The organism is Azospira sp. MPR-LB4 (genome assembly GCF_058809525.1).
Genome location: NZ_CM179521.1, coordinates 827514 through 852569, shown reverse-complemented (window position 1 = coordinate 852569; position 25056 = coordinate 827514). Strand labels below are relative to the sequence as shown.

Below are 25056 nucleotides of genomic sequence, written 5' to 3'. Positions count from 1 at the left end.
CTCCGGCCTCCCGGCGCAGATCAGGAGCAGTTTTGGGCAGGCGCCTGAAACTTTTTTTCCTCCCCGGTTCCCTTTTTCGTTTCCCCCTCGGCAATGCAGATGAGCCCCCTGCGGCGCACATCTTCCACGCATTGATAGAGGTTTCCCCATGTCCTTCGCCCTGCCTACCCGCCGGCCCCTGGTGCTGGCCCTGCAACTGGCCTTCGTCGCCGCCCCTCTGCTGACGCCCGCCCTGATGCCGGCGGCCCAGGCCCAGGCGGCGGCGCGCAGCTACAGCATCCCTGCCGGCACCCTGAGCCGGGTCCTCAGCCAGTTCGCCGCCGAGGCCGGGGTGCTTCTATCCGTTGATGCCACCCTCACCGAAGGCAAGCAGAGCAGCGGTCTTCAGGGCAGCTACGGCGTTGCCCAGGGACTGGAGCGCATCATGGCCGGCAGCGGTCTGGAAGCGGTGCCCCAGAACAGCGGTGGCTATACCCTGCGCCGTCTGCCCGCCGGCAGCGGCAAGGAGGCGGCCCTGGCCACGGTGGCCGTCACCGCCAACAGCGCCGGCCAGCCTGGCCAGCAGCCCAAGCCCTATGCCGGCGGCCAGATGGCCCGGGGCAGCCGGGTCGGCCTGCTGGGGGATCTGGACATGATGGACACCCCTTTCGCCACTGCTTCCTACACCTCCCAGCTGATGCAGGACCAGGCTGCCAAGAGCGTGGCCGACGTGGTGGCCAACGATCCGGCGGTGCGGGTCTACCGCGGCTACGGCAACTATGCTGAGGCCTACACGGTGCGCGGCCTACCTCTCTACGCCGACGACCTGGGCTTCAACGGCCTTTACGGCCTGCTGCCGCGGCAGTACGTGGCGGTGGAAATGCTGGAGCGGGTGGAGGTGTTCCGCGGCGCCAACGCCTTCCTCAATGGCATGGCCTCCGGCAATTCCGGCATGGGCGGCAGCATCAACCTGGTGCCCAAGCGGGCCGGCGACCTGCCGGTGACCCAGGTGACCGGTACCCTGCACGGCGATTCCCTCTTCGGCGGCCATGTGGATGTCGGCCGCCGCTTCGGTCCGGACCAGTCCGTGGGCGTGCGGGTCAATGCCCTGAGCCGGGACGGCGAGGGTTCCATCGACCGGGAAAAGCGCAGCCTGGACATGCTGGCCGTGGCCCTGGATTTTCGCGGCGACAAGCTGCGCCTCTCCGCCGATTTCGGCTACCAGAAGAGCAAGATCCGCCAGGGCCGGCCCAATGTGCAAGTGGCTGCCGGTGTGGCCGTGCCCACGGCCCCGGATGCCAGCCGCAACTTCGCGCCGTCCTGGAGCTATTCCGACACCGAGGACACCTTCGCCGCCGTGCGCGGTGAGTACGACCTGAACCAGGACTGGACCGCCTACGCCGCCTACGGCGTACGCTACAACAAGGAACTGGGCATCTACGCCACGCCGACGGTGAACAGCAGCAACGGCAACGCCACCCTTTCCCGCTTCGAAGTGCCCCACGAGGAAGACGTGTCCACCGGCGAGGCCGGCCTGCGCGGCAAGTTCTCCACCGGCGGCGTCAGCCACCGGGTCAGCCTTTCCGCCAGCCGCACCAATCTGGTGGGGCGCAATGCCTGGGCCATGTCCTGGCCGGCCCAGAACACCAACATCTACAACCCGGCGGACCTGGCCAAGCCCGGCCTGGCCTTCTTCGGTGGCGATCTCAACAATCCTCAGCGCACCGCCGACACCCGCCTCTCCAGCATCGCCGTGGCCGACACCCTGGGCTTCTTGCAGGACAAGGTGCTGCTGACCCTGGGCGCCCGCCAGCAGAAGGCCCTGGTGGGCAACTATGCCTACGGCAGCGGGGTGCAGAGTTCGGTGTACGACGTTTCCGTCACCACCCCCTCCGCCGGCCTGGTGGTGAAGGCGGCCGACAATCTCTCCCTCTACGCCAACTACATCGAAGGCCTGCTGCAAGGCGGCGTTGCTCCCACCGGCACCGCCAACCAGGGCCAGGCCCTGGCGCCTTTCCGCTCCAAGCAGAAGGAAGTGGGGGCCAAGGCCGACTTCGGCCGTATCGCCGCCAGCGCCGCCCTGTTCGAGGTGAACCAGCTGAGCGCCGCCACCAATCCGGGCACCAACGTCTATGAAGTCAGCGGCGAGCAGGTGAACCGGGGCCTGGAACTGAGCCTCTTCGGCGAAGCCAGCCGCAACCTGCGCCTCATCGGTGGCATCACGGTCATGGACGCCAAGCTGGAACAGGCCGCCAGCGCCGCCAACGTGGGCAAGCAGGCCATCGGGGTGGCCAGGTTCCTGGCCAACCTGAGCGGCGAGTACGACGTGCCCGGCGTGCCCGGCCTGGCGGTGGTGGGGCGCATGGTGCATACCGGCAAGCAGTACCTGGATACGGCCAACACCCAGGAAGTGCCGGCCTGGACCCGCTTCGACGCCGGTGTGCGCTACGGCTTCCAGGCCGGCAGCCAGGCCGTGGTGCTGCGGGCCAACATCGAGAACCTGGCGGACAAGAACTACTGGGCTTCCGCCACCGGCGGCTACCTGACCCTGGGCGCCCCCCGCACCCTGACCCTCTCCGCCACGGTGGATTTCTAAGGGCTTTCCATGCGGCGTTTCTGTTCCCTGCTGCACCGCTGGGTCGGCCTGGCCATGGCCCTGTTCCTGGTCGTGGCCGGCCTCACCGGGGCCGTCATCTCCTGGGACCACGAACTGGATGAATGGCTCAACGACCACCTGTTCGAGGCCGTTACCCCGGGGCAGCCCCTGCCGCCCCTGGAAGTGGTGCGGCGGGTGGAGGCGGCGGACCCGCGCATCCAGGTCACCTTCCTGCCCCTGCAGTTGGAGCCGGGGCACAACCTGCAACTGGGCGTGCGGCCCCGGCTCGATCCGGCCACCGGCAAGCTCTTCGCGCCGGGCTACAACCAGGTCTTCGCCGACCCGGTGAGCGGCGAAATCCGGGGGCGGCGGGAGTGGGGCGGCCTTTCCCTGTCCCGGGAAAACCTGCTGCCCTTTCTCTACAAGCTGCACTACAGCCTGCACATCCCCGACTTCGGCGGCAAAAACCGCTGGGGCTACTGGTTCATGGGAGGCGTCGCCCTGCTCTGGCTGCTGGACTGTTTCATCGCCGTGGTGCTGACCTTGCCGGCAGGTCGCCGCAAAGGCAGGCTGGATGCGCCTGTCGGGGCAGGACAGGCCGAACGCCGCTCCTGGTGGGCACGCTGGAGCACCTCCTGGAAAATCCGCCGCGGCGCCGGCGCCTACAAGTTCAACTTCGACCTGCACCGGGCTGGCAGCCTGTGGACCTGGAGCCTGCTGTTCCTCCTGGCCCTGTCCTCCGTCTCCCTCAACCTCTACCAGGAAGTGTTCCGCCCGGTGCTGGCCGCCGTCTCCACCCTGACGCCGGACCCCTTCACCCAGCGTCCCATGCGTCCCCTGGAGCAGCCCATCGCCCCCCGCCTCAGCTACGCCGAAGCGATCGCCGCGGCCGAGACGGCGGCCCGGGCCCGGGGCTGGACGGAGCCTGCCGGCAGCCTCTTCTATACCCTGCAATACGGCATCTACGGCGTCCAGTTCAACGAGCCCGGGGACGACTTCGGCAACATGAAGGTCAAATCCCTCTACCTGGACGGCCAGGACGGCCGCATCCTGGGCGAGCGGGTGCCCTGGCAGGGCACGGCGGCGGATGTCTTCGTGCAACTCCAGTTCCCCGTCCACTCAGGCCGCATCCTGGGCCTGCCCGGGCGCATCCTCATTTCCCTGATGGGCCTGGCGGTGGCCGCGCTGTCGGCGACTGGGGTCTATGTGTGGTGGAGAAAGCGGCAGGGCCGGCGGCGCCGGGAATTGCAGCAGGAGGTGCCAGTGTTAGGGTCTGCCTGAAGGATCAGGGCTGGGGGCCTGGCTCCGTCTGGGCGGCGGCGAGCGCCTCCAGCTCCTGCCATTCCCCGTCCACCAGCCCTTCCAGGGGCTTGAAGCGGATCTTGTAGGCCATCTTGCGGCTGGCGCCGATCCAGTAGCCCAGGTACAGGTGGGGCAGGCCCAGTTCCCGGCATTGCTGGATCTGCCACAGGATGTTGTAGGTGCCGTAGCTGGCGCCGGGCACGTCCGGGTCGTAGAAGGTGTAGACGGAGGAGAGGCCGTCGGTGAGCACGTCGATGACGCTGACCATGCGCACGGCGCCGCTCCCGGGTTCGAGGAATTCCACCAGCCGGGTGTCCACCCGGCTTTGCAGCAGGAAGTGGGCGTACTGCTCGTGGCTGTCCTGGTCCATGCCGCCGCCGGCGTGGCGGTTGGCCTGGTAGCGCTGGTACAGCTCGTAGTGGCTGGCGGCGAATTCCAGGGGCACTTCCCGGGCCACCAGGTTTTCGTGCTGGCGGGCCACCCGCCGCTGGGTCCGGTCCGGGGCGAAGCGCTGCACCGGGATGCGCGCCGGCACGCAAGCGCGGCAGGCGTCGCACCAGGGACGGTAGGTGAACACGCCGCTGCGGCGGAAGCCGGCCCGCACCAGCTCGCTGTAGATTTCCGTGTTGATCAGGTGGGTGGGCGTGGCCACCTGGGAGCGGGCCTGCTGCTCCGGCAGGTAGCTGCAGCCGTAGGGCGAGGTGGCGTAGAACTGCAGCAGGGAAAAGGGCAGGGACGAGTCGTTGAGTTGGGACATGTCGGTCAGGCTGCGCTATGCCACAGGTGGCTTGCATCTGCCGCCGGCCAGGGGCCGGGGGCGGGCCCCGCGGCCACCAGGGCGTCGAGGCGGGCGATGAAATCGTCCCGGGGAATTTCCCGGGCGCCGAGGGAGGCCAGGTGGGCGGTGTGCATCTGGCAATCTACCATGCCGAATCCGAGCCTTTCCAGGTAGCGGGCGAGATGGGCGACGGCGATCTTGGAGGCGTCGCTGCGCCAGGAGAACATGGATTCGCCGTAGAACATGCGTCCCAGGGCGATGCCGTAGAGGCCGCCGACCAGTTCGCCATCCACCCAGGTTTCGACCGAATGGGCCAGCCCGAGTTCATGCAGGTGGCGGTAGGCGGCCTGCATCTCCGGCACGATCCAGGTGCCGTGCTGGCCCCGCCGCGGCGTCTGGGCGCAGGCGGCGATGACCCGGGCGAAGGCCGTGTCCAGGCGCACCTCGTAGCCGCCCCGGCGCAGGGTCCGGCCGAGGGAGCGGGAAACCTTGAATTCGGCGGGGAACAGCACCATGCGCGGGTCCGGGCTCCACCACAGGATCGGCTCCCCGGGCGAATACCAGGGGAAGATGCCGCGCCGGTAGGCCGCCAGCAGGCGTTCCGGCGCCAGGTCGCCGCCCACGGCCAGCAGGCCGTTGGGCTCGCTGAGGGCGGTGGCGAGGGGCGGGAACTCGTGGGCGGCGGTGAGCCAGGGCAGCATGGGCGCTTTCAGCCGGAGGCAAGGTGGAAGGGCGGGCCGGGGTGGGGCTCATTATAATGTGGCCCTTGCCCCGGGCCAGCGCCCGGGAAAATTCTGCGAGACCTCCATGTATTCTGCCCGTCGTACCTGCCTTGGCGCCCTCCTGGGGGCCGCTTCCCTGCTGCTTTGCGGCTGCGTCACCCTGGACCGGACGGAGGCCCCGGCAGCGGCTGCGACGGCGGTGGGCCATCCGCCGCCCAAGGTGGTGCTGGCCCTGGGAGGCGGCGCCGCCCGGGGCTTTGCCCATGTGGGGGTGATCAAGACCCTGGAATCCCACGGCATCGTGCCGGACATGGTGATCGGCACCAGCGCCGGTTCCGTCGTCGGCGCCCTCTATGCCGCCGGCTATTCCGGCTACGAATTGCAGAAGCTGGCCATGAAGCTGGACGAATCGGCCATCACCGACTGGTCCCTGGCGGATCGGGGCGTGCTCAAGGGCGAGGCCCTGCAGAAGTTCATCAACGAGGCGGTGAAGCAGCAGCCCATGGAAAAGCTGAAGAAGCCCTTCGCCGCCGTCGCCACCGATCTCAAGAGCGGCGAGGCGGTGACCTTCCGCAGCGGCAACACGGGCATGGCGGTGCGGGCCTCCAGCAGCGTGCCCGGCGTCTTCCAGCCGGTCACCATCAACGGCCGCGAGTACGTGGACGGCGGCCTGGTCAGCCCGGTGCCGGTGCGGGCCGCCCGGGCCATGGGCGGCGAGGTGGTGATCGCCGTGGACATTTCCAGCAAGCCGAAGAACGGCAAGGTTTCCGGTCTCATGGAGGTGCTCCTGCAGACCTTCGCCATCATGGGCAGCCACCTGGGCCAGGCGGAGATGAAGGAGGCCGATGTCGTCATCCGCCCCGACATTCCGGGCATCGGCTCCACCGACTTCAAGTCCCGCAACGACGCCATCCTGGAAGGGGAGCGGGCGGCCCAGGCGGCCCTGCCCCTGATCCGCGCCAAGCTGGGCATCCGGTGAGCGCCGTGGCCGCCGAGGAGAACGTCACCTGCGCCACCTGCCGGGCCTGCTGCTGCAAGCTGGAGGTGATGTTGCTGGGGGGCGACGACGAGGTGCCCGAAGCCCTGACCCGGCAGGACCCCTGGGGCGGCTGGATCATGCACCGCCTGGAGGACGGCTGGTGCGCCGCCCTGGACCGCCGCACCATGCTGTGCACCATCTACGAGCAGCGTCCCTTCATCTGCCGCGACTACCAGGCGGGGGATTACGACTGCCTGGAGCAGCGGGCCGCCGGCCTGCCGGCCTGACCCAAGGCCGGCCTCAGGCCAGGGCGGAGGGCCGTTCCGGGGCGGCCAGGGCCACCACGCTGCCGATGACCAGCAGGGTCGGCGGCTTGATGCCGTGGCGCTGGGCCGTCGCCGCCAGGGTGGCCAGGGTGCAGGTGTGGAGCCGCTGTTCCGGCCAGGTGGCGCGATAGACCAGGGCCGCCGGCGTTTCCGGGGCCAGGCCGGCGCCCTGCAGGCCGGCGGCGATGCGTTCCAGGCCGTGGATGCCCATGTAGATCACCAGGGTCTGGTTGGGCTGGGCCAGGGCCTGCCAGTTCAGTTCCAGGGCCTGGTCCTTGAGGTGGCCGGTGACGAAGACGCAACTCTGGGCATGGTCCCGGTGGGTCAGGGGAAAGCCGAAACTGGCGCCGGCCCCCAGGGCGGCGGTGATGCCGGGCACGATTTCCACCGGCACCGCCTGTTGCAGCAGCACGTCCATCTCCTCGCCGCCGCGGCCGAAAACGAAGGGATCGCCGCCCTTGAGGCGCACCACCCGCTTGCCTTCCCGGGCCTTCTCCAGCAGCAGTTGGCAGATGTCTTCCTGGGGCAGGGTGTGGTTGCCGGCGGATTTGCCGACGTAGATGCGCTCCGCCGTCGCCGGGGCGAAATCGACGATGCCCGGGCCCACCAGATTGTCGTAGACCAGCACTTCCGCCGTCTGCAGGCGCCGCCAGGCGCGCAGGGTCAGCAGTTCCGCATCGCCGGGGCCGGCCCCCACCAGGGAGACGCTGCCCGGCGCCTGTTCCGACCAGACCCGGCTCACAGGCCGGGCCCCTGGTGGAAAACCAGATCATCCACGGGGCGGCCCTGCTTCAGGTGCTCCTCGACGATGCGCTCCAGGTTGTCGGCGGTGACGTTGTAGTACCAGGTGCCGTCGGGCTGCACGCACATCACCGGGCCGCCCTTGCAGGCGGCGAAGCAATTGACGCGGGAACGCTTGACCCGCAGCTCGCCCTCGGTGAGGCCGGCGGCCTTGAGCTTGTCGCCCAGGGAGTCGAAGAGGGCCTGGCCCTCGCCGTTCTGGGTGCAGCGGGGACCGGTGCACACCAGCAGGTGGCGGCGGTAGTCGCCGATGCGGGGCTTGCTGACTTCGCTCATGCTTCCGCCTCGGCTTCGGTTTCGTCCGCCGCTTCCGGGCCGGCGGCCAGGGCGGCGGCGATGTAGTCCTCCGGCAGGCGGTATTCCACGGCCAGTTCGGCGGCGCTCTTGCCGCTGTCGCGGATGGCTTCCAGCCAGCCGTTGAGGCCGGTGGAAAGGGAGCGGCCGGCCTGCTCGCCGCCCTTGGTGGAACGTTCACCCTCGGCCACGTCGTACTTGTTGGCATAGCCCCGGGGCGTGACCATCAGGCCGTCCCGGATGAAGGTGTTGGAGTTGCCGATGAGCACGGTGGACAGCATGCCGATGTCGGCCTCGGCCATCTTTTCCAGGGTGGTGAATTCCAGCCGCTGCTTGGGGCGGAAGGCGCTCTTGACGATGGCCACCGGGGTCTTGGGATCGCGGTGGCGCAGGAAAATGCGCTGGGCTTCCTGGATCTGGCGGGTGCGGCGGCCGCTCTTGGGGTTGTACAGGGCCACCACGAAATCGGCGTAGGCCACCGCATCCAGGCGGCGGGCGATGGTGGGCCAGGGCGTGAGCAGGTCGGAGAGGGAGATGGCGCAGAAGTCGTGAGTCAGGGGCGCGCCCACCAGGGCGGCGCAGGTGTTGAGTGCGGATGCGCCCGGCACGATTTCCACCTCGATCTCGGAATCGGGTGTCCAGCCGGCCTGGAACAGCACCTCGAAGGTGGGGCCGGCCATGCCGTACACGCCGGCGTCGCCGGAGGAAATCAACGCCACCTTCTTGCCCTGTTTGGCCCGGTCCAGGGCTTCGATGGCCCGGTCCAGCTCTTCGGTCATGGACTTCTTGATGACTTCCTTGCCGTCGATCAGGTCGGCCACCAGGCGAACATAGGTGACGTAGCCGATGATGGTGTCGGCTTCGGCGATGGCGGCCCGGGCGCGGCCGGTCATGTGTTCCACGGCGCCGGGGCCCAGGCCCACCAGCATGATCTTGCCGCTCTTGGCCGGGGCGTTGGTTTGAATGTCGGTCATGAAATCGTTCCTCGGAAATTCAGTGAATGCAGTTGTGGGGCTCAGGGCAGCAGGGCGATGGAGACGGTGGCGTTGCGCCCGTCCGGACCCCGCAGCTTGTGTTTTTCGATCAGCAGCCGGCTCATGTCGGTGCCGGCGGCCAGCAGGGCGGCGGCTTCCGACACCGACGGGGTGCCGGTGTACTTGCGCACCGTCTCCGACGGGTTGGGCACGGGGACGGTGGCCAGCACTTCCGGCGGGTAGAAGGTGAGGGTGAGGCCGAAGCGTTCGGCAAAGCCCAGCAGGCCCACCTCGTCCGCCTTCAGGGTGATGCTGGCACCGGCCGCCACCTGTTCCGGGGCGAGGCCGGCGGCGGCCAGGGCCTCCTGCACGGCTTGCGCAATGGTCGCCTCCGGGGTGCCCCGGTCGCAGCCCAGGCCCAGCGCCACTCTGCGGCTGCCCAGGCTCAAGCGCCTTGCTCCACGGGCGGCCGGTAGATGACCAGTCGGCCTGCCAGGCGGGGCGCCAGTTCTGGCGGCAGGGGGCGGTGGCTGATCCACAGCACGGCGGCGACGCTGTCCAGGTCCACCTCTTCCAGGCGGCTGAACTGCTTGATGTTGGCGGGCACCGGGCCGCTGCGGCCATTGGCGTGGCGCGGCCACCAGTCGGGGCTGCCGGCTTCCTGCACCAGGGCCACCGGCTCGTCGTTCACCACGGCGGCGCTGGCCTTCACCACTTCGTCGTGGGTCGCTTCAAAGGTCCAGCCCAGCTCCCGGCCCAGCAGGTCCACGCCCAGGGTCTGGCGGGAGTCGGAGGCGGTGGTGAGCACCGGGGTGGCGCCCAGGCTGGCCGCCAGGATGCCGGCCAGAGCGTTGGCGCCGCCCAGGTGGCCGGAGAGCATGGGAATGGCAAAGCGCCCAGCCTCGTCCACCACCACCACCCCCGGATCCTGTTCCTTGTCCTTGAGGTGGGGGGCGATGAGGCGCACCAGGGCGCCCAGGGAGACGATGGCGACGATGCCGTCGAAGTTGGCGAAGAGGGCGGGAATCTGGTCGCCGGTCTTGCCGCTGTAGGTGGCTGCTGCGCCAGGAGTGTTGGCAACTGCGGCTTCCGCCTCGGCCCGGAATTTATCCGGGGCGAACAGGCGGGCGCCGGGCAAGGCCGCCACCACCTTGCCCGCCAGGGCAATGCCGTGGCGGGTGATGGAGACGACGGCGATTCTCTCGTTGGGGAAGGGGAGGGGAATGGTCATTTTATTTTTTAGGTTGGGGCAAAACTGTTCAGGCGGCAGCCGTTTCGTTGGGCTGTGCGGCCTCGGCCTTGCGCTTGCGGCAGCCCCGGCGCAGTTCGCCGCGCTGGCGCTTGGGGTTCTGCACCAGCATGAGGGAGAGGTAGTTCACCTTCTCGCCCTTGAGGGAAGCCACGTCGCGCACGATGCGCTCGTCGGGGGAACCGACCTTTTCGATGAAGCAGCTGGTGGTCAGCAGCTCGCGCCGTTCCAGCAGGTCCAGCACCTCATCCACCAGGGGCTTCACCTTGAGCAGCACCAGGGTGTCGAATTCGTCCAGCAGGTGGTCGATGACTTCCACGCCGTAGGCGGCGGGGATCACCGCCAGGGTTTCGTCTTCCTCGGCCAGGGTGGTGCCGGTGGTGGCGGCCGCGGCGGCAAAGGAGGAGACGCCGGGGATGGTTTCCACCTCAACTTCCGGCACCAGTTCCCGCACCACCCGGGCCAGGTGGCCGAAGGTGGCGAAGGTGGAGGCATCGCCTTCCACCAGGAACACCAGGTCCCGCCCCTCGGCCAGCAGTTCCACGGTGCGGGCGGCGGCCCGGGCCCAGGCCTTGGTCAGGATCTCCGCGTCCCGGGTCATGGGGAACACCAGTTCCTCGGCGTCGGCGGGCACTTCCAGACCACCCCGGGTGACGATGGAGAGGGCGTAGGAGCTTTCCTCGGCCTTCTTCACCGGATAGAGCCAGCGGGCGTCGCCGTTGAGCACGGCCCAGGCACGGCGGGTGATCAGTTCGGGGTCGCCGGGACCCAGGGAGGCGCCGATGAGGCGGCCGTATTTTCTGTCGGTCATGTTTAGCTCTTCTTTGCGGAGACTATCCAGATGGGGTTTTGTGCGGCCATGCGGTGCATGTCCAGGATGGGCTGGCTGCGGGAGGCCTGGAGCTGGGTCACCTCCCAGTTCGCTCCGAATTTCTCCACCGCAGCGGCCAGGGCGGTGGTGGCCGTGGCCAGGTTTTCCAGGGTGACGAAGTTCATCACCAGGCGGCCATGGGGCTTGAGGCGACCCAGGATCAGGTCGATGAGGGCGGCCAGTTCGCCGCCGGAACCGCCGACGAACACCGCGTCCGGGTCGGGCCAGGTGTCCAGCCCTTCCGGGGCCTTGCCGTGGCGCAGGGTGTAGTTGGTGGCCTGGAAGCGCCGGGCGTTTTCCCGGGCGTTGGCGGCATCGCCCTCGTTTTTCTCGATGGCGTACACGTGGCCGTGGCGGCACAGACGGCTGGCTTCCAGACCCACGGAGCCGGAACCGGCGCCGATGTCCCACACCACGCTGTCGGGTTTCAAGCCCAGTTTGGCCAGCGACAGGGCCCGGGCTTCCAGCTTGGTGATGAGCCCCTTCTCCGGCTGGCGCTGGACGAAGTCCAGGTCGTCAAAGCCGAAGATGGCCCGCGGGTCGGCCTCCTGGCGTTCCACCAGCACCACATTGGGGTCGGGGAAGCTCATGGCCGCGGCCTGTTCCAGGGAAAGGTCGGGGAACAGCTGCTCCTCCGGCAGGGCCAGCTTGGCGGCCACCGAGAGGTGAATCTCTTCACCGTAGCCCGCCGCCAGCAGGGCCCGGGCAAGGCGGGCCGGGTTGTTGTCCGGGCCGGTGAAGGCCGCTACTTTCGGATACTCGGCGATGGCCCGGATCAGCTTGTAGAGGCCGTTCTCCGGGGTGGTGCCGAACTGCCACTCGCCCGCATCGGCGGTGTGGCAGGTGGAAATGCGGTAGTCCTGCCAGGGCCGCTGGAAGCGGGCGAAGGCCAGTTGCAGGGTGGAGGGGGCGGGCAGTACGGTGACCGCCGCGGCTCCCAGCTTGCCCACCAGATAGCTGGCCATGCCGTGGCAGAGGGGATCGCCGGTGGCCAGCACGACGGTGTGCAGGCCGTCAGCGGTAGCTTGTTGAATCCAGCCGGGCACCTGGCCCAGCTTGCCGTCCATGTCCTTGAGGGTGGTGCCGGCGGCCAGATGGGGCTGCACCAGGGCCAGGGTGCGGCCGGCGCCGACGATGAGGCCGGCGGATTGCAGGCAGTGGCGGGAAGAATCCGGCAGGCCGGCCCAGCCGTCGTCCAGGATGCCGAGGACGGTGCAGTAGGGTTGTTTAGACACTTTCGCCCTCTTCGACGCGACAGATGAACTGGCCTTCGAAATCGCAGACCAGCACGGTGAGTTGGTAGGGGCCCGGGTGGCAGGCCCGCAGGCTCTGCATGGCGTGGATGGCCAGGGCCCGATGGAAGGGCACGGTGAGGCCCAGCAGGGCTAGGCGCTCGGCGGCGAAGCGGGCCGTCTCGGCATTGCGGATTTCCTCCACCAGGTCGGCGGGGGCGCCCACTTCGGTGGCGCAGGCGGCCAGCAGGTCCCGGTCGATCTCCTGCTTCCAGGCGTGGGTCACGGCCAGGCCCTGGCCCATCTTGGTCAGCTTGCCCACCATGGCGCCGATGTAGACGTGCTGCATCTTGCGCTTGATGGCGCTCTGGAAGGCGGCCTTGACGAAGTCCCCCATCTGCACGAAGCAGGCTTCCTGCAGTTGCGGCAACTGCTTCATGGCGAATTTTTCGGTGCGGCCGCCGGTGGTGAACACCACGCTGGTCTGGCCCTGGCGCGCCGCCACGTCCACCGCCTGGACCACGCTGGCGCGGAAGGCGGCGGTGGAATAGGGGCGCACGATGCCGGTGGTGCCGAGGATGGAAATGCCGCCCAGGATGCCGAGGCGGGCATTGAGGGTCTTCTTCGCCATCTCCTCGCCGCCGGGCACGGAAATGGTCACTTCCAGGCTGTCGCCGGCGGCCAGGATGGCAGCACCGGCCCGGGCCACGTTGTCGCTGATGTTGCGCCGGGGCACCGGGTTGATGGCCGGGCCGCCCACTTCCAGGCCCAGGCCTTCCTTGGTGACGACGCCGACGCCTGGGCCGCCCTTGAGGATGACCTGGCCGCCGCCCCCGGGAATGCGCACCACGTCGGCGGTCATGTGGGCGCCGTGGGTGGCGTCCGGATCGTCGCCCGCATCCTTGATGCTGACGGCGTGGGCCCGCAGGGGCATGCCTTCGCCCTCGACGCGGCCGTCGGTGATCTGGAAGGGCACTTCCTGGCCGTTGGGCAGGCGGCAGAAAATCTGGTCCGGCACCTGGCCCTGGACCAGGCCCTGGGTGGCGGCCACGGCCGCCGCCGCCGAGTTGGCGCCGGTGGTGAAACCGGTGCGGTTGCCCCGTTCCCGCTTGGCCGTGCCCTTGCGGACCTTCTCGGCCGGCGGCGCTTCGCTGTTCACGGGAGCGCTGTTGGCGGCTTCAGGCGGCATTGCGCTGGCGGGCTTCGGCGACGCCGAGGAGGGCGTGGATGGCCGCCACCACCAGGGTGGAGCCGCCCTTGCGGCCGCGGATGACGATCCAGGGCACGTCCTGCACTTCGGCCATCAGGTCCTTGGATTCGGCGGCGGAGACGAAGCCCACGGGCATGCCGATGACCAGGGCCGGGCGGGCCCCTTCTTCCTTGATCAGGCGCACCACTTCGATGAGGGCCGTGGGGGCGTTGCCGATGCCGACGATGGCCCCGTCCAGCAGGCCCTGGCGATGGGCCTTGCGCATGGCCTGCACGGCCCGGGTGGTGTCCTCGGCCTGGGCCTGGGCGATGACGTCGGCGTCGGAAATGAAGTGGTGGGTGGTGACGCCGAAGTGCTTGAGGCGGCTGGCGGAGAGGCCGACGCAGATCATTTCCACGTCCGCCACGATGGGGGTGCCGCCCTTGAGGATGGCGGCCAGGCCCGCTTCCACCGCTGCCGGATGGAAGTCGGTGAGACCGTTGAATTCGAAGTCGGCGTTGGCGTGGATCATGCGCCGCACCACCGGCCACTGGTCGGCGCTGTAGGCGTGGGGGCCGGCTTCGGCATCGATGATGGCGAAGGAATCGTGCTCGATGGCGCGGCCGGCGGCGGTGAGCTGTTCGGTGACGACGTTGGCGTTGTGGTTCATGGCTTACCCGTGGGAGTGATGATCGTGGGAGTGATTGTGCCCATGGCAATGGCCGTGACCATGATCGTGATCATGTTTGCCCCCATGTTGGTGGCCGCAGCCGCCGTGGGTGTGGCCATGCTCATGCCCGTGGTCGTGGGTGGCGGTGTGGCTGTGGTCGTGGGTGGCGGTGTGGCTGTGGTCGTGCAGGTGCTCGTCCTCGGCGGCCAGGCGATACTTGCAGCCGTCGCATTCGAGCAGGCTGCCTTCGGGCAGTTCATCGCCGCCCACCTTGGCGTCCAGCAGGTCGAAGATGCCCTTGTCGAAGCCGAAGTGGGTGCCCAGGGCGAAGGCCACCTGGGGATACTGGCGCTGCAGGCGCTCGGCCTGGGCCTTGATGCGCTCCATGAGCACGCCGGTAAAGAGATAGACCGGAACGATGGCCACCTGGGTCATGCCCAGCTTGACCTGGCGCTGCACGGCGGTTTCCAGCCGGGGCCAGGTGACGCCGGTGAAGGCGATGTCCACCAGCTCGTGGTCGTTGTCCTCGAAGATCCAGCGGGCCATCTTGGCCAGCTCGCCGTTGGCGCCGGCGTCCGACGAACCGCGACCGAGCAGGATGACGCCGGTGGTGCAGGGGTCGGGCATGTCCAGCTGCTTCATCAGCCGGTCCAGCTGGCCCTGCAGCACCTCGAAAATCTCCCGGCCCATGCCCAGGTGGCGCACCACCTGGAATTCCACACCGGGGTGGCGGGCCCGAGCCTCTTCCACGGCGTGGGGCAGCTCCATTTTCACGTGGCCGGCGGCGTTGAGGATGAAGGGGATCACCACCACCTTCTTCGCATTGCCGGCGGCCCGGTTCAGGCCCTCATCCAGCAGCACCTCGGCGTGCTCGATGAAGCACACCTCGATGCGCCAGCCGGGGTGGCGTTCCCGCCACTGGGCGGCGAAATGGAGGATTTCCTTGTTGCCGTCCCGGTTGCGGGAACCGTGGCCGACCAGGAGCAGGGTGGTGTCTTGGGCACTGAAGGTCATGGGCATTTCTCAGGAGGCCTCGCCCACGCTGGCCTTGCGGAAGCGGTGGGTGAAGCTGGGGTCGTAGAGCTTGGAGCGGGCGATGTCCTCCCAGTCCCGGGCGCCGAGGGCCGGGCTGGCGATGATCATGGCCTGGGCGGCGATCTTTTCCGCCTGGCACTTTTTCTTGATGTCCGCGATGGTGCCGCGCACGATCTTTTCCTCCCCGGGCCAGGAGGCCTTCTGCACCACCAGGATGGGCGCATCCTCCGGCCAGCCGGCGGCCAGCAGGGCGCGCTGCACCTCGTGCAGCAGGGTGATGGAAAGGAAGATGCAGAGGGTGGAACGGTGGGCCGCCAGGGCCTCCAGTTCCTCCCCCGGGGGCATGGGGGTGCGGCCGGCGACCCGGGTGAGGATCACCGTCTGGGTCACTTCCGGCAGGGTCAGGGTCTCGCCGGCCGCAGCGGCGGAGGCCAGGGCAGAGGAAACGCCGGGCACCACGGCCCAGGGCACGCCCACCTCGTCCAGGGGACGGGTCATTTCCACCAGGGCGCCGTAGAGGCCCGGGTCGCCGGTCTGCAGGCGCACCACGGTCTGGTGGCGGCGGCTGGCCTGGAGCAGCCAGTAGGTCATTTCCTCCAGGGTCATGTCCTTGGAGTCCCGGATCTCGCAGCCCGGCGGGGCGTAGAGGGTGGCCGCCTGGTCCACCAGGGAGCCGGCGAAGAGGATGGCGCCGGCCTGTTCCAGCAGGCGGCGGCCCTTGACGGTGATGAGGTCCGGGTCGCCGGGGCCGGCGCCGACGAACCAGATCTTGCCGAGGGTGGCTGGGGTCATGGCATGTTCCTTCTCAGCAGTCTTCTTGTTGCAGCTGGGCCAGGAGGGCGCTGCAGCTGTGGATGGGGGTGTCGCCGCGGAGCAGGCCGCGCTGCCGCAGCTGCCGTTCCAGGCCGATCACCGAGGGCAGGCGCAGGCCGATGGCGGCCAGCTCGGCCTCGTGCCCGGCCAGGGCCGGGGCGTCGAAGCTGGCGCAGCAGCGGCCGGCGGCCATGAGGTGGATGCGGTCGGCCCAGCGGTAGGCGAAGTGGATGTCGTGGGTGGCCAGGAGGATGGTCATGCCCCGGCGGTGCAGGCCGTCCAGCACCGCCAGCAGTTCCTCCTGCATGGCCTGGTCGAGGCCGGCCATGGGTTCGTCCAGCACCAAGAGCTCCGGCTCCATGGCCAGCACGCCGGCGATGCAGACCCGCTTCTTCTGGCCGAAGCTGAGGTTCTGCACCGGCTTGTGGGCCAGGTCGTCCATGCCCACGGCCTGCAGGGCGGCTTCCACCCGGGCGGCGACGGTGGCCTCGTCCAGGCCCAGGTTGAGGGGGCCGAAGGAGACGTCCTCCCGCACGCTGGCGGAGAAAAGCTGCCGGTCCGGATTCTGGAAGACCAGGCCCACCTTGCTGCGCAGGGCGCGCAGGCCGGCCCGGCCGTAGTCCACCGGGGTGCCGGCGTAGTGCACCCGGCCGGCGGCGGGGCGCAGCAGGCCGTTGCAGTGCTGGAAGAGGGTGGTCTTGCCCGAGCCGTTGGCGCCGATGAGGGCGTTGCGGCTGCCCCGGGAAACGCCCAGGGAACAGCCGGCCAGGCCCGCGCTGCCGTCCGGGTAGCGGTAGTGCACGTCCTCCAGCTGCAGCAGGGGCACGCTCACCGGCCGCTCCAGGCGAGCAGCACCAGGGCCAGGGCGGCCACGCCGGCCAGGCCGGCATCGCGCCGGGCGTGGGGGTGGCGGCTGCCGAGGAAGCGCAGGGGACCGTCGTTGTTGCGGGCCAGGGCCGCCAGGTGCAGGGCGTGGGAACGCTGCCACACCTGCAGGGTGAGGTGGGCGGCCATCTGCCCCAGGCTGCGCAGCAGGCGGCTGCGGTCCAGGTGGCCGAGGCGGGCGGCCTGGGCGGCGCGCATGTCCTGCAGGGCGGCGGCGAAGACGAACAGGGTGCGGTAGCACAGCACCATGATGTCCAGCAGCACCTCGGGGGTGCGCAGGCGGCGCAGCAGGGCGATGAGGTCGCTCAGGGGCGTGGTCAGCACCAGGAACAGCAGGGCCGCCAGGGCGCCCAGGGAGCGGGTCGCCACCACGGCGGCCTGGTGGGTGCCGGCGGCGGTGGCCTGCAGGCCGCCCCCATCCACGGAGACGGCCAGGGAGAGGGCGCTGATGGCGAGGAAGAAGAGGGCCGGGGCCGCCACCCGCAGATAGAGCAGGGGCGATACCCGGGCGCCGCCGATGGTCACGGCCGCCAGCAGGGCGGCCACGCCGAGCCCGGCGGCCGGGGTGGCGGCGGCGACGAAGGCGGCCGTCACCCCGCCCAGGGCGAAGAGGCCCTTGGCCTGGGGCGCCACGCCGCGCCAGCGGTTGGCGTAGGCCGACTGCTCGATCAGCACGCCGGCCCTTCCTGGTCCTTGTCTTCGCGCCGGGCTGCCGCTTCACCGCGTCGTTGTTCCCGGCGCAGCTTTTCCCGGGTGCGGGCGCAGCCCAGGTAATAGCCGATGAAGCCGGCGCCGAGGGCCGCCTGCAGGGCGAAAAGGAGGGAGGCGATCTCGCCGCTGGCCGGCTCCAGCAGGGGCTGGAACCAGGGCTGGTAGTCCGGGGCGATGCGGGTGATGAGGGCCTGGGCCTCGCTGTCGGCGCCGCCGAAGATTTCCGCCGGCTGGCCGTCCGGCCCGACCGGCCGTTCCACCAGCCACAGGGGCAGGGCCGCCAGCAGCACCACGGCGATGAGCAGCAGCAGGTTCTGGTGGCGCTTCATGCCCGCACCTCCGGCGCCGGGGCCACGCCCAGGTCCTGCAGTTCCTGCGGGTTGAAGCGGGCCAGGGCGTTGCAGATGACCACGGTGAGCAGGCCCTCGCTGATGGCCAGGGGAATCTGGGTGAGGGCGAAGATGCCGGCGAACTTGAGGAAGGAGGCGCCAAAGCCGCCCACCGGATCGGGGAAGGCCCAGGCCAGTTGCACCGAGGTGGTGACGTAGGTGAGCAGGTCCGCCAGGCTGGCGGCGAGGAACACGCTCACCGCCAGGGAGGCCTTGAGGCGGCGGGCCAGGGCGAAGATGCCGTAGGCGGCGAAGGGTCCCACCACGGCCATGGAGAAGATGTTGGCGCCCAGGGTGGTGAGGCCGCCGTGGGCCAGCAGCAGGGCCTGGAACAGCAGCACCACGGCGCCGATGGGAGCCATGGCGGCAGGGCCGAAGAGCACGGCGCCCAGGCCGGTGCCGGTGGGGTGGGAACAGCTGCCGGTGACCGAGGGCAGCTTCAGGGCCGAGAGGACGAAGGTGAAGGCGGCGGCCACTCCCAGCAGCATGCGCTGCTCGGGATTTTCGCGGATGCGGCGGTTCACGGAACGGATGCCCCAGGCGACGAAGGGGGCGGCGGCGACGCTCCAGCCCACGGCGTGTTCGATGGGCAGGAAGCCTTCCATGATGTGCATGAGTCTCTCCCTCGGCGAGCATGACGGTGGCGCACCAGGCGGGGGAGTTGTGGCAGGTCGGATAAAGGGCCGCGGCGGATGGAACAGCGAGGAGGCGGCAAATCACCAGAACCGTTCCCGTCACCCCGGGGAATGGTGCAACTTGTGATGTCAGGCCGGTCTTCTGGCTTGCCTTCATCCTTCCCTGCCGGCCTTCCCGTGATGAACCACAGTGGCGTGAGGCAGCGTCGTCTGGCTTACAGCAGCGGGGGCTGCGCCGGACTGTCCTGGGTGGTCCCTGGAGTCACCGGCTTCCCGTTTCACCGTCCCCGCAGAGCGCGAGGCACGGCACCTGAATCGGGGCGGATGATAGCCCACTCCCCCCGGGCTGGGCAATCCGCCGCGCCAGGCGCGGCGTTTGGCGAATCGGTCGGGGCGGGTTAGACTGGCCCCGCTTCGGTTCCCCCCTCCAGGGGATGAAAAGGGAATCCGGTGCGAGACAGGGCGGCGACGCCCCGACTCCAGTCCGGAACTGCCCCCGCAACTGTAGGCGGCGAGCGTTGCGCTCCACTCTTTGCCACTGGCGATACTGCCGGGAAGGCTGGCGCAACGTGACGACCCGCAAGTCAGGAGACCTGCCGCGGCATTACTTCATATCAATCCTAATTGGGGCGGGGTGTCCCCTGAGGAAGGTAAATGCGCGCATTCCCTGACTGTCATCGTTGTCCGCTCTCGGCTGCCTGCCGCTCCGAGCCGCTTTGCCGCGGCCCGGGGTGTTCGCCCTTCTCCGATGCTCCCGCTCCGCTTTATCCAAGGAGTTGCGCATGCGCATGGAAGCAATGGAAATCGGCGCCGTCGTGGGGACGGCCGCCCAGCCCGTAGAAGCCAATCCCGCCCCCACTTCGTCCACTTCGCCGCGGCAGCAGCAGGCCACCCTCATGGTGGACGTGGTCTTCCCCGAACAGGTGAACCATCACGGCACCCTCTTCGGCGGTTCCGCCATGGCCATGATGGACAAGCTGGCTTTCCTGGTGGCCACCCGGGAGACCCGCCGGCCCATGGTCACCGCCAGCAGCGGCCGCATCGACTTCCGTAAGCCCATTCCCCAGGGGCGCCTGGTGGAACTGTCCGGCCGGGTGGTGCAGCGGGGTCGGCGCTCGGTGCAGGTGGAGGTGGCCCTGGCGGCGGAGGACCTGGCCACCGGGCTGCGGGAGACCAGCGCCACCGCCCACTTCACCCTGGTGGCGGTGGACGGTCCAGGGGCGCCGCTGCAGGAGGACGACGAGAGCTTCGCCCAGCTGCCCGGCATCGGCCCGGTGACGGCCATGGTGGAGATGGTCTTTCCCGGCCACACCAACCACCACGGCAGCCTCTTCGGCGGCCAGGCCCTGGCCTGGCTGGGCAAGGCGGCCATGGTGGCGGCCAGCCGCCAGGCCCGCATGCCGGTGGTGATGGCCGCTTCCGAGCGCATCGACTTCCACGCGCCGGTGCTGGAGGGGGAGATCGCCGACCTGGCGGCCCGGGTGGTGGCCATCGGCAACAGTTCCATGACGGTGGAAGTGCTGCTGCACGCCGAGGCCCTGCTCACCGGCCAGCGCCGCCTGTGCACCCGGGGCCGCCTCACCATGGTGGCGGTGGGCTACGACGGCCGCCCGGTGCCCGTGCCCCAGCCCCTGGGGCGGCGTCTGGCCTAGGCGCCGGCCATCGCCCGCCCCGGTCGGGGCGGGCGCCCGGTTTCCGGCCCGGAACGGCAGGCGGCAGGCTGCCCGGCCGGGCAGCGGCCCCCCACCGCGGTGTGACATAGTCGAGCCAATTCAGCGGTGGCGGGCCGTTATACTGCCGACAGAACAAGATGGGCCGGAGCCCGTGCCGTGATCGGCATGGCGCCTTCCGCAACCCAGGCTGCCCGGGCATCGGCAGTGACGATCCCTCCAACCTGCCTAGTCCCCATGTCCCTCAAGACAGCCCTGGCCCTGTGCGCCGCCTGCCTTACCCTGAGTCCGCTGCCCGGCGTCGCCTCCGAGCCGGCGTCCATCGTCTTCACGGCTGCCGAGCAGGCCTACCTGGACAGGGTGCAGTCGGTGAAGATGTGCGTCGATCCGGACTGGGAGCCCTTCGAGCGCATCAACGAGCAGGGGCGGCACGAGGGTATCGGCGCCGACCTGGTGCAGCTGGTGGCCCAGCGGGTCGGCCTGCGCATCGAGCTGCTGTCGGTGCGGACCTGGGACGAAAGCCTGGCCGCCGCCAAGGCCGGGCGCTGCCAGCTCATGAGCTTCCTCAACCAGAGTCCGGAACGGGACCGCTGGCTGAATTTCACCGCTCCCGTGTTCACCGACCCCAACATCATCGTCACCCGGGAGGAGCACGCCTTCGTCGGCGACCTCCTCGGCCTCAGCGGCGAGAGCGTGGCCCTGCCCCGGGGCACCATGGTGGAGGAGCGCATCCGCAAGGACTTCCCCAACCTGCGGGTGATCCTCACCGGCAGCGAGCCGGAGGCCGTCTCCCTGGTTTCCGAGCGCAAGGCCGACCTGACGGTGCGCTCCCTCATCGTCGCCGCCTACGCCATCCGCAAGGAAGGCCTGTTCAACCTCAAGATCGCCGGCCAGATTCCCGCCTACACCAACCAGCTGCGCATCGGCGTGGTCAAGGACGAACCCCTGCTGCGGGACATCCTGGACAAGGGCGTGCGCACCGTGACGCCCCAGGAGCGGGAGGCCATCGCCAACCGGCACGTGGCCATCAAGGTGGAGCAGCACACCGACTACAGCCTGCTGTGGAAGAGCCTGGCCGTGGCCGCCTTCGTCCTGGCCGTGGTCATCTACTCCAACCGCAAGCTGAGCGCCCTCAACCGGGAGCTGGAGCGACTTTCCGTCACCGACAAGCTGACCGGCCTGTTCAACCGCATGAAGCTGGACGAGGTACTGGAAAGCGAAATCCAGCGCTCCCAGCGTTTCGGCCAGCCCTTCAGCCTGATCCTGCTGGACCTGGACCACTTCAAGCTGGTGAACGACTGCCACGGCCACCAGGCGGGGGACCAGGTGCTGCTGGAAGTGGCCCGGCTGCTGCAGCGTCACACCCGGGAGACGGACCTGGCAGGCCGCTGGGGCGGCGAGGAATTCATGGTGGTCTGCCCCCACACGGACGAGGCGGGGGCCCGGGTGCTGGCCGAGGACCTGCGCCGGGTGTTCGAGCTCAACGAGTTTCCGGTGGTGCGGCAGAAGACCGCCAGCTTCGGGGTCGCCACCTACCGCCCCGACGACCAGGCCAAGGACATCGTGGCCCGGGCCGATGCCGCCCTGTACCGGGCCAAGGACCTGGGCCGCAACCGGGTGGAATGGCAATAGGCGCGGGCGTGGGGCGCTGCCTTCGCCTGCTGGTCCTGGCCTGCCTCCTGGGCGCCTCGGTCCAGGGCCGGGCCGGGGACGATGGGGCGGAGGCCCTGGCGGGCACCACCTTCTTCGGCTACGGCAAGGCCATGCACGTCTTCGACGACAAGAAGGGCGGCCGGCCGAACCAGAACACCGCCGGCTTCGGCGGCAAGCTGGGCCTGGAGAGCGGCGACTACCGGGGCTGGCGCCTGCGGGCCGCCTGGTACACCACCCAGGACCTGGGCTTGGCCCGGGACAATCCGCGCCAGACCGACGCCTACATGTTCGGCCTGGACAAGCGCCCCTATTCCCTGTGGGGCGAGGCCCAGCTCATCTACAGCCGGGGCCGCAGCCGCCTGACCCTGGGGCGCCAGGAAATCCAGTCGCCCCTCATCAACAGCTACGAATACCGCATCATCCCCAACCTGTTCGACGCCTACGTGCTGAGCAGCCGGGAGCTGCCCGGCACTACCCTGACCCTGGGCTACGTCGGCCAGATGTCGGGCCTGGACGGCCTGGTGAGCTTTTCCGATTTCCGCAGCATGTCCCAGCAGACCTACACCTCCCTGCTGGTGGACGGCCGGGGCCGGCCGGATGCGCGCAACGGCGAGACCCTGGACCCCTCCACCGTGGTCGGCCACCGGGGCGTGTGGATGACGGGGGTGGCCTACGAGGCGGAGCACAAGCTGCAGCTGTGGCACTACTACGGCCGCGACACCCTGCAGACCGTCTATGCCGACGGCCGCTTCAAGCAGCCCCTGGGCCGGGGCTTTACCGCCCTCATCGACGGCCAGGCCTACCGGGTGTCGGAGGTGGGTGCCTTCCGCGACTACCTGGCCCGCCACGGCCTCAATGCCAGCTACGGCCTGGCGGGCCTCAAGGGCACCCTGGCCCACGCTCCCAGCGGCCTCAGCCTGGCCCTGATGGCCAACCGCTTCGGCGGCGACCAGCGCACCGTGACGGCCTACGGCAACTGGGGCGGCTATCCGGAATTCGTGCTGATGCCCTATCTCTACGCCGAGAACGACGCCATGTCGGCCATCGCCCGCAGCCGCCTGCGCAAGGCCACCCTGCTGCTGGACCTGGGCCCCTACGGCCTGCCGGAGCACAGCCTGCTGCTGGGCCACGCCCGCATGGACATCGACGAGGCCATCCTGCCCGGTGCCGACATCATCGCCAACAGCCTCATCTACCGGGCCCGGCTGACGCCCCGGGTCTCGGCCCGGCTGCACCTAGAAGCGCGCAGCTCGGCCCATTCCCGCTACGACAACCACTTCCTCACCCTGGGCCTGCGCTACGACTTCTAGCGGCCCTCAATTTTCACCATGACCAACAAGCGACCCTTGGATTATCTGGCCGGCTATCCGGCCGAGCTGACGGCCCGGGTGCAGCACCTGATCGGCCAGGGCCGGCTGGCGCCCTGGCTGCTGGAACGCTATCCCCGGGCCCACGAGGTGCGCACCGACCGGGCGCTGTACGACTACGTGCTGGAGTTGAAGGGGCGCCATCTGCGCAATGCGGAAACGCCGAGCAAGGTGGCCTTCGACAGCAAGCTGCATGACCTGCGCAACGCCCTTGGCACCCACACCACGGTGGCCCGGGTCCAGGGCGGCAAGTTGAAGGCTAAGCGGGAGATCCGGGTCTCGGCCCTGTTCCGGGAGATGCCGGAGGTCTTTCTGCGCATGATCGTGGTCCACGAACTGGCCCACCTCAAGGAGCGGCAGCACGACAAGGCCTTCTACCAGCTGTGCCGGCACATGGAGGCGGACTACCACCAGCTGGAATTCGACCTGCGCACCTACCTTTGCTACCTGGAACAGGGCGGTGCGCCCCTGTGGGCCGCCGCCTCGCCCTCTTCGCCGGAATAAAGCCCCGGCCTAGTTTTCCAGCAGGCGGGTCTTGACGCTCTTGCCCTTGACCTTGGCCAGCTTGCGCACCGCCTCCCGGGCGATGTTGCGGGCCACGGCCACATAGGTGACCTGCTCGGTGACGGTGATCTTGCCCACCTGTTCCTTGGCGAAGCCGGCTTCGCCAGTGAGAGCGCCGAGGACGTCGCCGGGACGCAGCTTGTCCTTGCGCCCGCCGAGCAGCAGCAGGGTGGCCATGGGCGGCACCAGGGGCGCCTCGTTGCCGCTCTGCAGGCTGCCCAGGGTGTGCCATTCCGGCTCCATGCCCATCATCTGGGCGATGGTCTCCACCCGGCGCCGGTCCCGCGGGCTGCACAGGCTCAGGGCCCAGCCGTCCTCGTCGCCGCGGCCGGTGCGGCCGATGCGGTGGATGTAGATTTCCGGGTCCGGCGTCACGTCCACGTTGATCACCGCTTCCAGCTGGGCGATGTCCAGGCCCCGGGCGGCCACGTCGGTGGCCACCAGCACGGAACAGCTGCGGTTGGCGAACTGGATCAGCACCTGGTCCCGCTCCCGCTGTTCCAGGTCCCCGTTCAGGGTCAGGGCGGAAAAGCCCTGGCCGTGGAGCACTTGCACCAGGTCCCGGCACTGCTGCTTGGTGTTGCAGAAGGCCAGGGTGCTGGCCGGGCGGTAGTGCTTGAGCAGGGTGCATACCGCCTGCAGCCGTTCCTCGTGCTTCACCTCGTAGAAGCGCTGGCGGATCTTGCTGCCTTCGTGCTGTTCCACCAGCTTCACTTCCTTCGGCTGGCGCAGGAAGCGCTGGGCCAGTTCGGCGATGCCGGGCGGATAGGTGGCGGAGAAGAGCAGGGTCTGGCGTTCCGCCGGACAGCGCCGGGCGACCCAGGCGATGGCGTCGTGGAAGCCCATGTCCAGCATGCGGTCGGCCTCGTCCAGCACCAGGGTGTTGAGGGCGGCCAGGCTCAGGCTGCCCCGTTCCAGGTGGTCCATGAGGCGGCCCGGGGTGCCGACCACGATGTGGGCGCCGTTCTCCAGGCTGGTGATCTGGGGCTTCATGGGGCTGCCGCCGCAGAGGGTGAGGATGCGCACGTTTTCCTCGCCCCGGGCCAGGCGGCGCAGCTCCTGGGTCACCTGCTCCGACAGTTCCCGCGTGGGGCACAGCACCAGGGCCTGGATTTCCAGACGGCGCGGGTCGAGGCGGCTGAGCAGGGTGAGGCCGAAGGCGGCGGTCTTGCCGCTGCCGGTCTTGCCCTGGGCGATGAGGTCGTGGCCGGCCAGGGCCAGGGGCAGGCTGGCGGCCTGGATGGCCGTCATGCTGCGGTATTCCAGCTGTTCCAGGGTGGCCAGCAGGCCGGCGGAAAGGGGCAGGCTGGCGAAGGACAGGTCGGCCGCAGCGTTCAGCCCGGCATCGGGGGAAGTGGGGGCGTCGCTCATG

Annotated in this window: 26 protein-coding genes and 2 riboswitches; of the genes, 8 read left to right on the top strand and 18 right to left on the bottom strand. The window is 69.3% G+C overall.

All coding sequences use genetic code 11. From position 1 onward, the window contains the following. Positions 1 to 148 precede the first annotated feature (148 nt). Positions 149 to 2575: a TonB-dependent siderophore receptor gene (locus AC3QLZ_RS03865; protein ID WP_492783371.1), complete on the top strand. Its 2427-nt coding sequence runs from the start codon at positions 149 to 151 to the stop codon at positions 2573 to 2575. Between the two features lie 9 nt (positions 2576 to 2584). Next, positions 2585 to 3856 (top strand): PepSY-associated TM helix domain-containing protein, encoded by a 1272-nt coding sequence (locus AC3QLZ_RS03860; RefSeq protein WP_492783370.1) that lies wholly within the window; start codon positions 2585 to 2587, stop codon positions 3854 to 3856. 4 nt (positions 3857 to 3860) lie between these two features. On the opposite strand, the gene AC3QLZ_RS03855 is transcribed toward AC3QLZ_RS03860, so the two are convergent. Both AC3QLZ_RS03855 and aat read right to left on the bottom strand, forming a co-directional pair. Further along, positions 3861 to 4634, bottom strand: coding sequence for an arginyltransferase (locus tag AC3QLZ_RS03855; protein ID WP_152088990.1), 774 nt, complete (start codon positions 4632 to 4634; stop codon positions 3861 to 3863). Positions 4635 to 4639: 5 nt separating this feature from the next. After that, positions 4640 to 5356 carry a leucyl/phenylalanyl-tRNA--protein transferase gene (gene aat, locus AC3QLZ_RS03850; protein ID WP_130458710.1) on the bottom strand — a complete coding sequence of 239 codons (717 nt, stop codon included), beginning with the start codon at positions 5354 to 5356 and terminating at the stop codon, positions 4640 to 4642. A gap of 106 nt (positions 5357 to 5462) precedes the next feature. Between aat and AC3QLZ_RS03845 the strand changes: the two genes are divergently transcribed. Both AC3QLZ_RS03845 and AC3QLZ_RS03840 read left to right on the top strand, forming a co-directional pair. Further along, positions 5463 to 6356: a patatin-like phospholipase family protein gene (locus AC3QLZ_RS03845; RefSeq protein WP_152088992.1), complete on the top strand. Its 894-nt coding sequence runs from the start codon at positions 5463 to 5465 to the stop codon at positions 6354 to 6356. Then, positions 6353 to 6643 (top strand): YkgJ family cysteine cluster protein, encoded by a 291-nt coding sequence (locus AC3QLZ_RS03840; protein ID WP_014237986.1) that lies wholly within the window; start codon positions 6353 to 6355, stop codon positions 6641 to 6643. Before AC3QLZ_RS03845 ends, AC3QLZ_RS03840 begins: the two co-directional genes overlap by 4 nt. Positions 6644 to 6656: 13 nt before the next feature. On the opposite strand, the gene cobA is transcribed toward AC3QLZ_RS03840, so the two are convergent. Genes cobA through AC3QLZ_RS03765 form a run of 15 tightly spaced genes read right to left on the bottom strand, consistent with a single transcriptional unit; the run spans position 6657 to position 18409 of the window. Continuing rightward, positions 6657 to 7424, bottom strand: coding sequence for a uroporphyrinogen-III C-methyltransferase (gene cobA, locus AC3QLZ_RS03835; RefSeq protein ID WP_492783369.1), 768 nt, complete (start codon positions 7422 to 7424; stop codon positions 6657 to 6659). Beyond that, positions 7421 to 7759, bottom strand: a complete 339-nt coding sequence (locus tag AC3QLZ_RS03830; RefSeq protein WP_287875806.1) for a (2Fe-2S) ferredoxin domain-containing protein — start codon at positions 7757 to 7759, stop codon at positions 7421 to 7423. The genes cobA and AC3QLZ_RS03830 overlap by 4 nt, the downstream gene beginning before the upstream one ends. Further along, on the bottom strand, positions 7756 to 8751 hold the full coding sequence (cobJ, locus tag AC3QLZ_RS03825) for a precorrin-3B C(17)-methyltransferase (RefSeq protein WP_287875804.1): 996 nt from the start codon (positions 8749 to 8751) through the stop codon (positions 7756 to 7758). Before cobJ ends, AC3QLZ_RS03830 begins: the two co-directional genes overlap by 4 nt. A 41-nt stretch (positions 8752 to 8792) precedes the next feature. Continuing rightward, positions 8793 to 9179 (bottom strand): cobalamin biosynthesis protein, encoded by a 387-nt coding sequence (locus tag AC3QLZ_RS03820; protein ID WP_416244191.1) that lies wholly within the window; start codon positions 9177 to 9179, stop codon positions 8793 to 8795. A 17-nt stretch (positions 9180 to 9196) separates the two neighbouring features. Then, positions 9197 to 9982, bottom strand: a complete 786-nt coding sequence (locus AC3QLZ_RS03815) for a cobalamin biosynthesis central domain-containing protein (RefSeq protein ID WP_492783368.1) — start codon at positions 9980 to 9982, stop codon at positions 9197 to 9199. Between the two features lie 28 nt (positions 9983 to 10010). Beyond that, the gene (gene cobI, locus AC3QLZ_RS03810) at positions 10011 to 10811 is read right to left on the bottom strand and encodes a precorrin-2 C(20)-methyltransferase (RefSeq protein WP_287875799.1); all 801 of its coding nucleotides are present in this window, start codon (positions 10809 to 10811) and stop codon (positions 10011 to 10013) included. Positions 10812 to 10813: 2 nt separating this feature from the next. Then, positions 10814 to 12106, bottom strand: coding sequence for a precorrin-6y C5,15-methyltransferase (decarboxylating) subunit CbiE (gene cbiE / locus AC3QLZ_RS03805; protein WP_287875797.1), 1293 nt, complete (start codon positions 12104 to 12106; stop codon positions 10814 to 10816). Next, complete coding sequence (locus tag AC3QLZ_RS03800; RefSeq protein WP_287875795.1) at positions 12099 to 13292, bottom strand: cobalt-precorrin-5B (C(1))-methyltransferase; 1194 nt, start codon at positions 13290 to 13292, stop codon at positions 12099 to 12101. Before AC3QLZ_RS03800 ends, cbiE begins: the two co-directional genes overlap by 8 nt. Beyond that, complete coding sequence (locus AC3QLZ_RS03795; protein WP_026687354.1) at positions 13282 to 13962, bottom strand: precorrin-8X methylmutase; 681 nt, start codon at positions 13960 to 13962, stop codon at positions 13282 to 13284. The genes AC3QLZ_RS03800 and AC3QLZ_RS03795 overlap by 11 nt, the downstream gene beginning before the upstream one ends. Positions 13963 to 13965: 3 nt before the next feature. Further along, entirely contained in the window at positions 13966 to 14976 is a 1011-nt protein-coding gene (locus AC3QLZ_RS03790; RefSeq protein WP_287875791.1) for a sirohydrochlorin chelatase, read from the bottom strand. A 9-nt stretch (positions 14977 to 14985) separates the two neighbouring features. After that, positions 14986 to 15789: a precorrin-4 C(11)-methyltransferase gene (gene cobM, locus AC3QLZ_RS03785; protein ID WP_014237975.1), complete on the bottom strand. Its 804-nt coding sequence runs from the start codon at positions 15787 to 15789 to the stop codon at positions 14986 to 14988. 13 nt (positions 15790 to 15802) lie between these two features. Further along, positions 15803 to 16642, bottom strand: a complete 840-nt coding sequence (locus AC3QLZ_RS03780; protein ID WP_287875789.1) for an energy-coupling factor ABC transporter ATP-binding protein — start codon at positions 16640 to 16642, stop codon at positions 15803 to 15805. Continuing rightward, complete coding sequence (cbiQ, locus tag AC3QLZ_RS03775; RefSeq protein ID WP_130458702.1) at positions 16639 to 17370, bottom strand: cobalt ECF transporter T component CbiQ; 732 nt, start codon at positions 17368 to 17370, stop codon at positions 16639 to 16641. Before cbiQ ends, AC3QLZ_RS03780 begins: the two co-directional genes overlap by 4 nt. Continuing rightward, a complete protein-coding gene (locus AC3QLZ_RS03770) occupies positions 17364 to 17735 on the bottom strand; it encodes an energy-coupling factor ABC transporter substrate-binding protein (RefSeq protein ID WP_287875786.1) in 372 nt (123 codons plus the stop codon). The genes cbiQ and AC3QLZ_RS03770 overlap by 7 nt, the downstream gene beginning before the upstream one ends. After that, positions 17732 to 18409: an energy-coupling factor ABC transporter permease gene (locus AC3QLZ_RS03765; RefSeq protein ID WP_014237971.1), complete on the bottom strand. Its 678-nt coding sequence runs from the start codon at positions 18407 to 18409 to the stop codon at positions 17732 to 17734. Before AC3QLZ_RS03765 ends, AC3QLZ_RS03770 begins: the two co-directional genes overlap by 4 nt. Before the next feature lie 136 nt (positions 18410 to 18545). After that, positions 18546 to 18759, bottom strand: a riboswitch (cobalamin riboswitch). A gap of 69 nt (positions 18760 to 18828) precedes the next feature. Then, positions 18829 to 19045: riboswitch (cobalamin riboswitch) on the top strand. Between the two features lie 167 nt (positions 19046 to 19212). On the opposite strand from AC3QLZ_RS03765, the gene AC3QLZ_RS03760 reads away from it, so the two are divergent. The 4 genes from AC3QLZ_RS03760 to AC3QLZ_RS03745 all read left to right on the top strand — a co-directional run bounded on the left by AC3QLZ_RS03760 (position 19213) and on the right by AC3QLZ_RS03745 (position 23624). Next, positions 19213 to 20082, top strand: coding sequence for an acyl-CoA thioesterase (locus tag AC3QLZ_RS03760; RefSeq protein WP_287875784.1), 870 nt, complete (start codon positions 19213 to 19215; stop codon positions 20080 to 20082). Positions 20083 to 20337: 255 nt separating this feature from the next. Continuing rightward, positions 20338 to 21732: a diguanylate cyclase gene (locus tag AC3QLZ_RS03755; protein ID WP_287875782.1), complete on the top strand. Its 1395-nt coding sequence runs from the start codon at positions 20338 to 20340 to the stop codon at positions 21730 to 21732. A gap of 8 nt (positions 21733 to 21740) precedes the next feature. Beyond that, positions 21741 to 23063, top strand: coding sequence for an OprD family outer membrane porin (locus AC3QLZ_RS03750; protein ID WP_287875780.1), 1323 nt, complete (start codon positions 21741 to 21743; stop codon positions 23061 to 23063). 18 nt (positions 23064 to 23081) lie between these two features. After that, on the top strand, positions 23082 to 23624 hold the full coding sequence (locus AC3QLZ_RS03745; RefSeq protein ID WP_287875778.1) for a YgjP-like metallopeptidase domain-containing protein: 543 nt from the start codon (positions 23082 to 23084) through the stop codon (positions 23622 to 23624). Positions 23625 to 23633: 9 nt separating this feature from the next. On the opposite strand, the gene dbpA is transcribed toward AC3QLZ_RS03745, so the two are convergent. Further along, entirely contained in the window at positions 23634 to 25055 is a 1422-nt protein-coding gene (gene dbpA, locus AC3QLZ_RS03740; RefSeq protein ID WP_492783367.1) for an ATP-dependent RNA helicase DbpA, read from the bottom strand. Position 25056: the final 1 nt, after the last annotated feature.

What these genes read in the sequence shown, in the direction of transcription:
- AC3QLZ_RS03855 (WP_152088990.1), bottom strand. Translation starts at nt 4,634, where the DNA reads ATGTCCCAACTCAACGACTCGTCCCTGCCCTTTTCCCTGCTGCAGTTC.
- AC3QLZ_RS03760 (WP_287875784.1), top strand. Translation starts at nt 19,213, where the DNA reads ATGCGCATGGAAGCAATGGAAATCGGCGCCGTCGTGGGGACGGCCGCC.
- cobM (WP_014237975.1), bottom strand. Translation starts at nt 15,789, where the DNA reads ATGACCCCAGCCACCCTCGGCAAGATCTGGTTCGTCGGCGCCGGCCCC.
- AC3QLZ_RS03830 (WP_287875806.1), bottom strand. Translation starts at nt 7,759, where the DNA reads ATGAGCGAAGTCAGCAAGCCCCGCATCGGCGACTACCGCCGCCACCTG.
- AC3QLZ_RS03800 (WP_287875795.1), bottom strand. Translation starts at nt 13,292, where the DNA reads ATGCCGCCTGAAGCCGCCAACAGCGCTCCCGTGAACAGCGAAGCGCCG.
- AC3QLZ_RS03765 (WP_014237971.1), bottom strand. Translation starts at nt 18,409, where the DNA reads ATGCACATCATGGAAGGCTTCCTGCCCATCGAACACGCCGTGGGCTGG.
- AC3QLZ_RS03815 (WP_492783368.1), bottom strand. Translation starts at nt 9,982, where the DNA reads ATGACCATTCCCCTCCCCTTCCCCAACGAGAGAATCGCCGTCGTCTCC.
- AC3QLZ_RS03745 (WP_287875778.1), top strand. Translation starts at nt 23,082, where the DNA reads ATGACCAACAAGCGACCCTTGGATTATCTGGCCGGCTATCCGGCCGAG.
- cobI (WP_287875799.1), bottom strand. Translation starts at nt 10,811, where the DNA reads ATGACCGACAGAAAATACGGCCGCCTCATCGGCGCCTCCCTGGGTCCC.
- AC3QLZ_RS03795 (WP_026687354.1), bottom strand. Translation starts at nt 13,962, where the DNA reads ATGAACCACAACGCCAACGTCGTCACCGAACAGCTCACCGCCGCCGGC.
- AC3QLZ_RS03770 (WP_287875786.1), bottom strand. Translation starts at nt 17,735, where the DNA reads ATGAAGCGCCACCAGAACCTGCTGCTGCTCATCGCCGTGGTGCTGCTG.
- dbpA (WP_492783367.1), bottom strand. Translation starts at nt 25,055, where the DNA reads ATGAGCGACGCCCCCACTTCCCCCGATGCCGGGCTGAACGCTGCGGCC.
- cobJ (WP_287875804.1), bottom strand. Translation starts at nt 8,751, where the DNA reads ATGACCGACATTCAAACCAACGCCCCGGCCAAGAGCGGCAAGATCATG.
- aat (WP_130458710.1), bottom strand. Translation starts at nt 5,356, where the DNA reads ATGCTGCCCTGGCTCACCGCCGCCCACGAGTTCCCGCCCCTCGCCACC.
- AC3QLZ_RS03755 (WP_287875782.1), top strand. Translation starts at nt 20,338, where the DNA reads ATGTCCCTCAAGACAGCCCTGGCCCTGTGCGCCGCCTGCCTTACCCTG.
- AC3QLZ_RS03790 (WP_287875791.1), bottom strand. Translation starts at nt 14,976, where the DNA reads ATGACCTTCAGTGCCCAAGACACCACCCTGCTCCTGGTCGGCCACGGT.
- AC3QLZ_RS03865 (WP_492783371.1), top strand. Translation starts at nt 149, where the DNA reads ATGTCCTTCGCCCTGCCTACCCGCCGGCCCCTGGTGCTGGCCCTGCAA.
- AC3QLZ_RS03845 (WP_152088992.1), top strand. Translation starts at nt 5,463, where the DNA reads ATGTATTCTGCCCGTCGTACCTGCCTTGGCGCCCTCCTGGGGGCCGCT.
- AC3QLZ_RS03860 (WP_492783370.1), top strand. Translation starts at nt 2,585, where the DNA reads ATGCGGCGTTTCTGTTCCCTGCTGCACCGCTGGGTCGGCCTGGCCATG.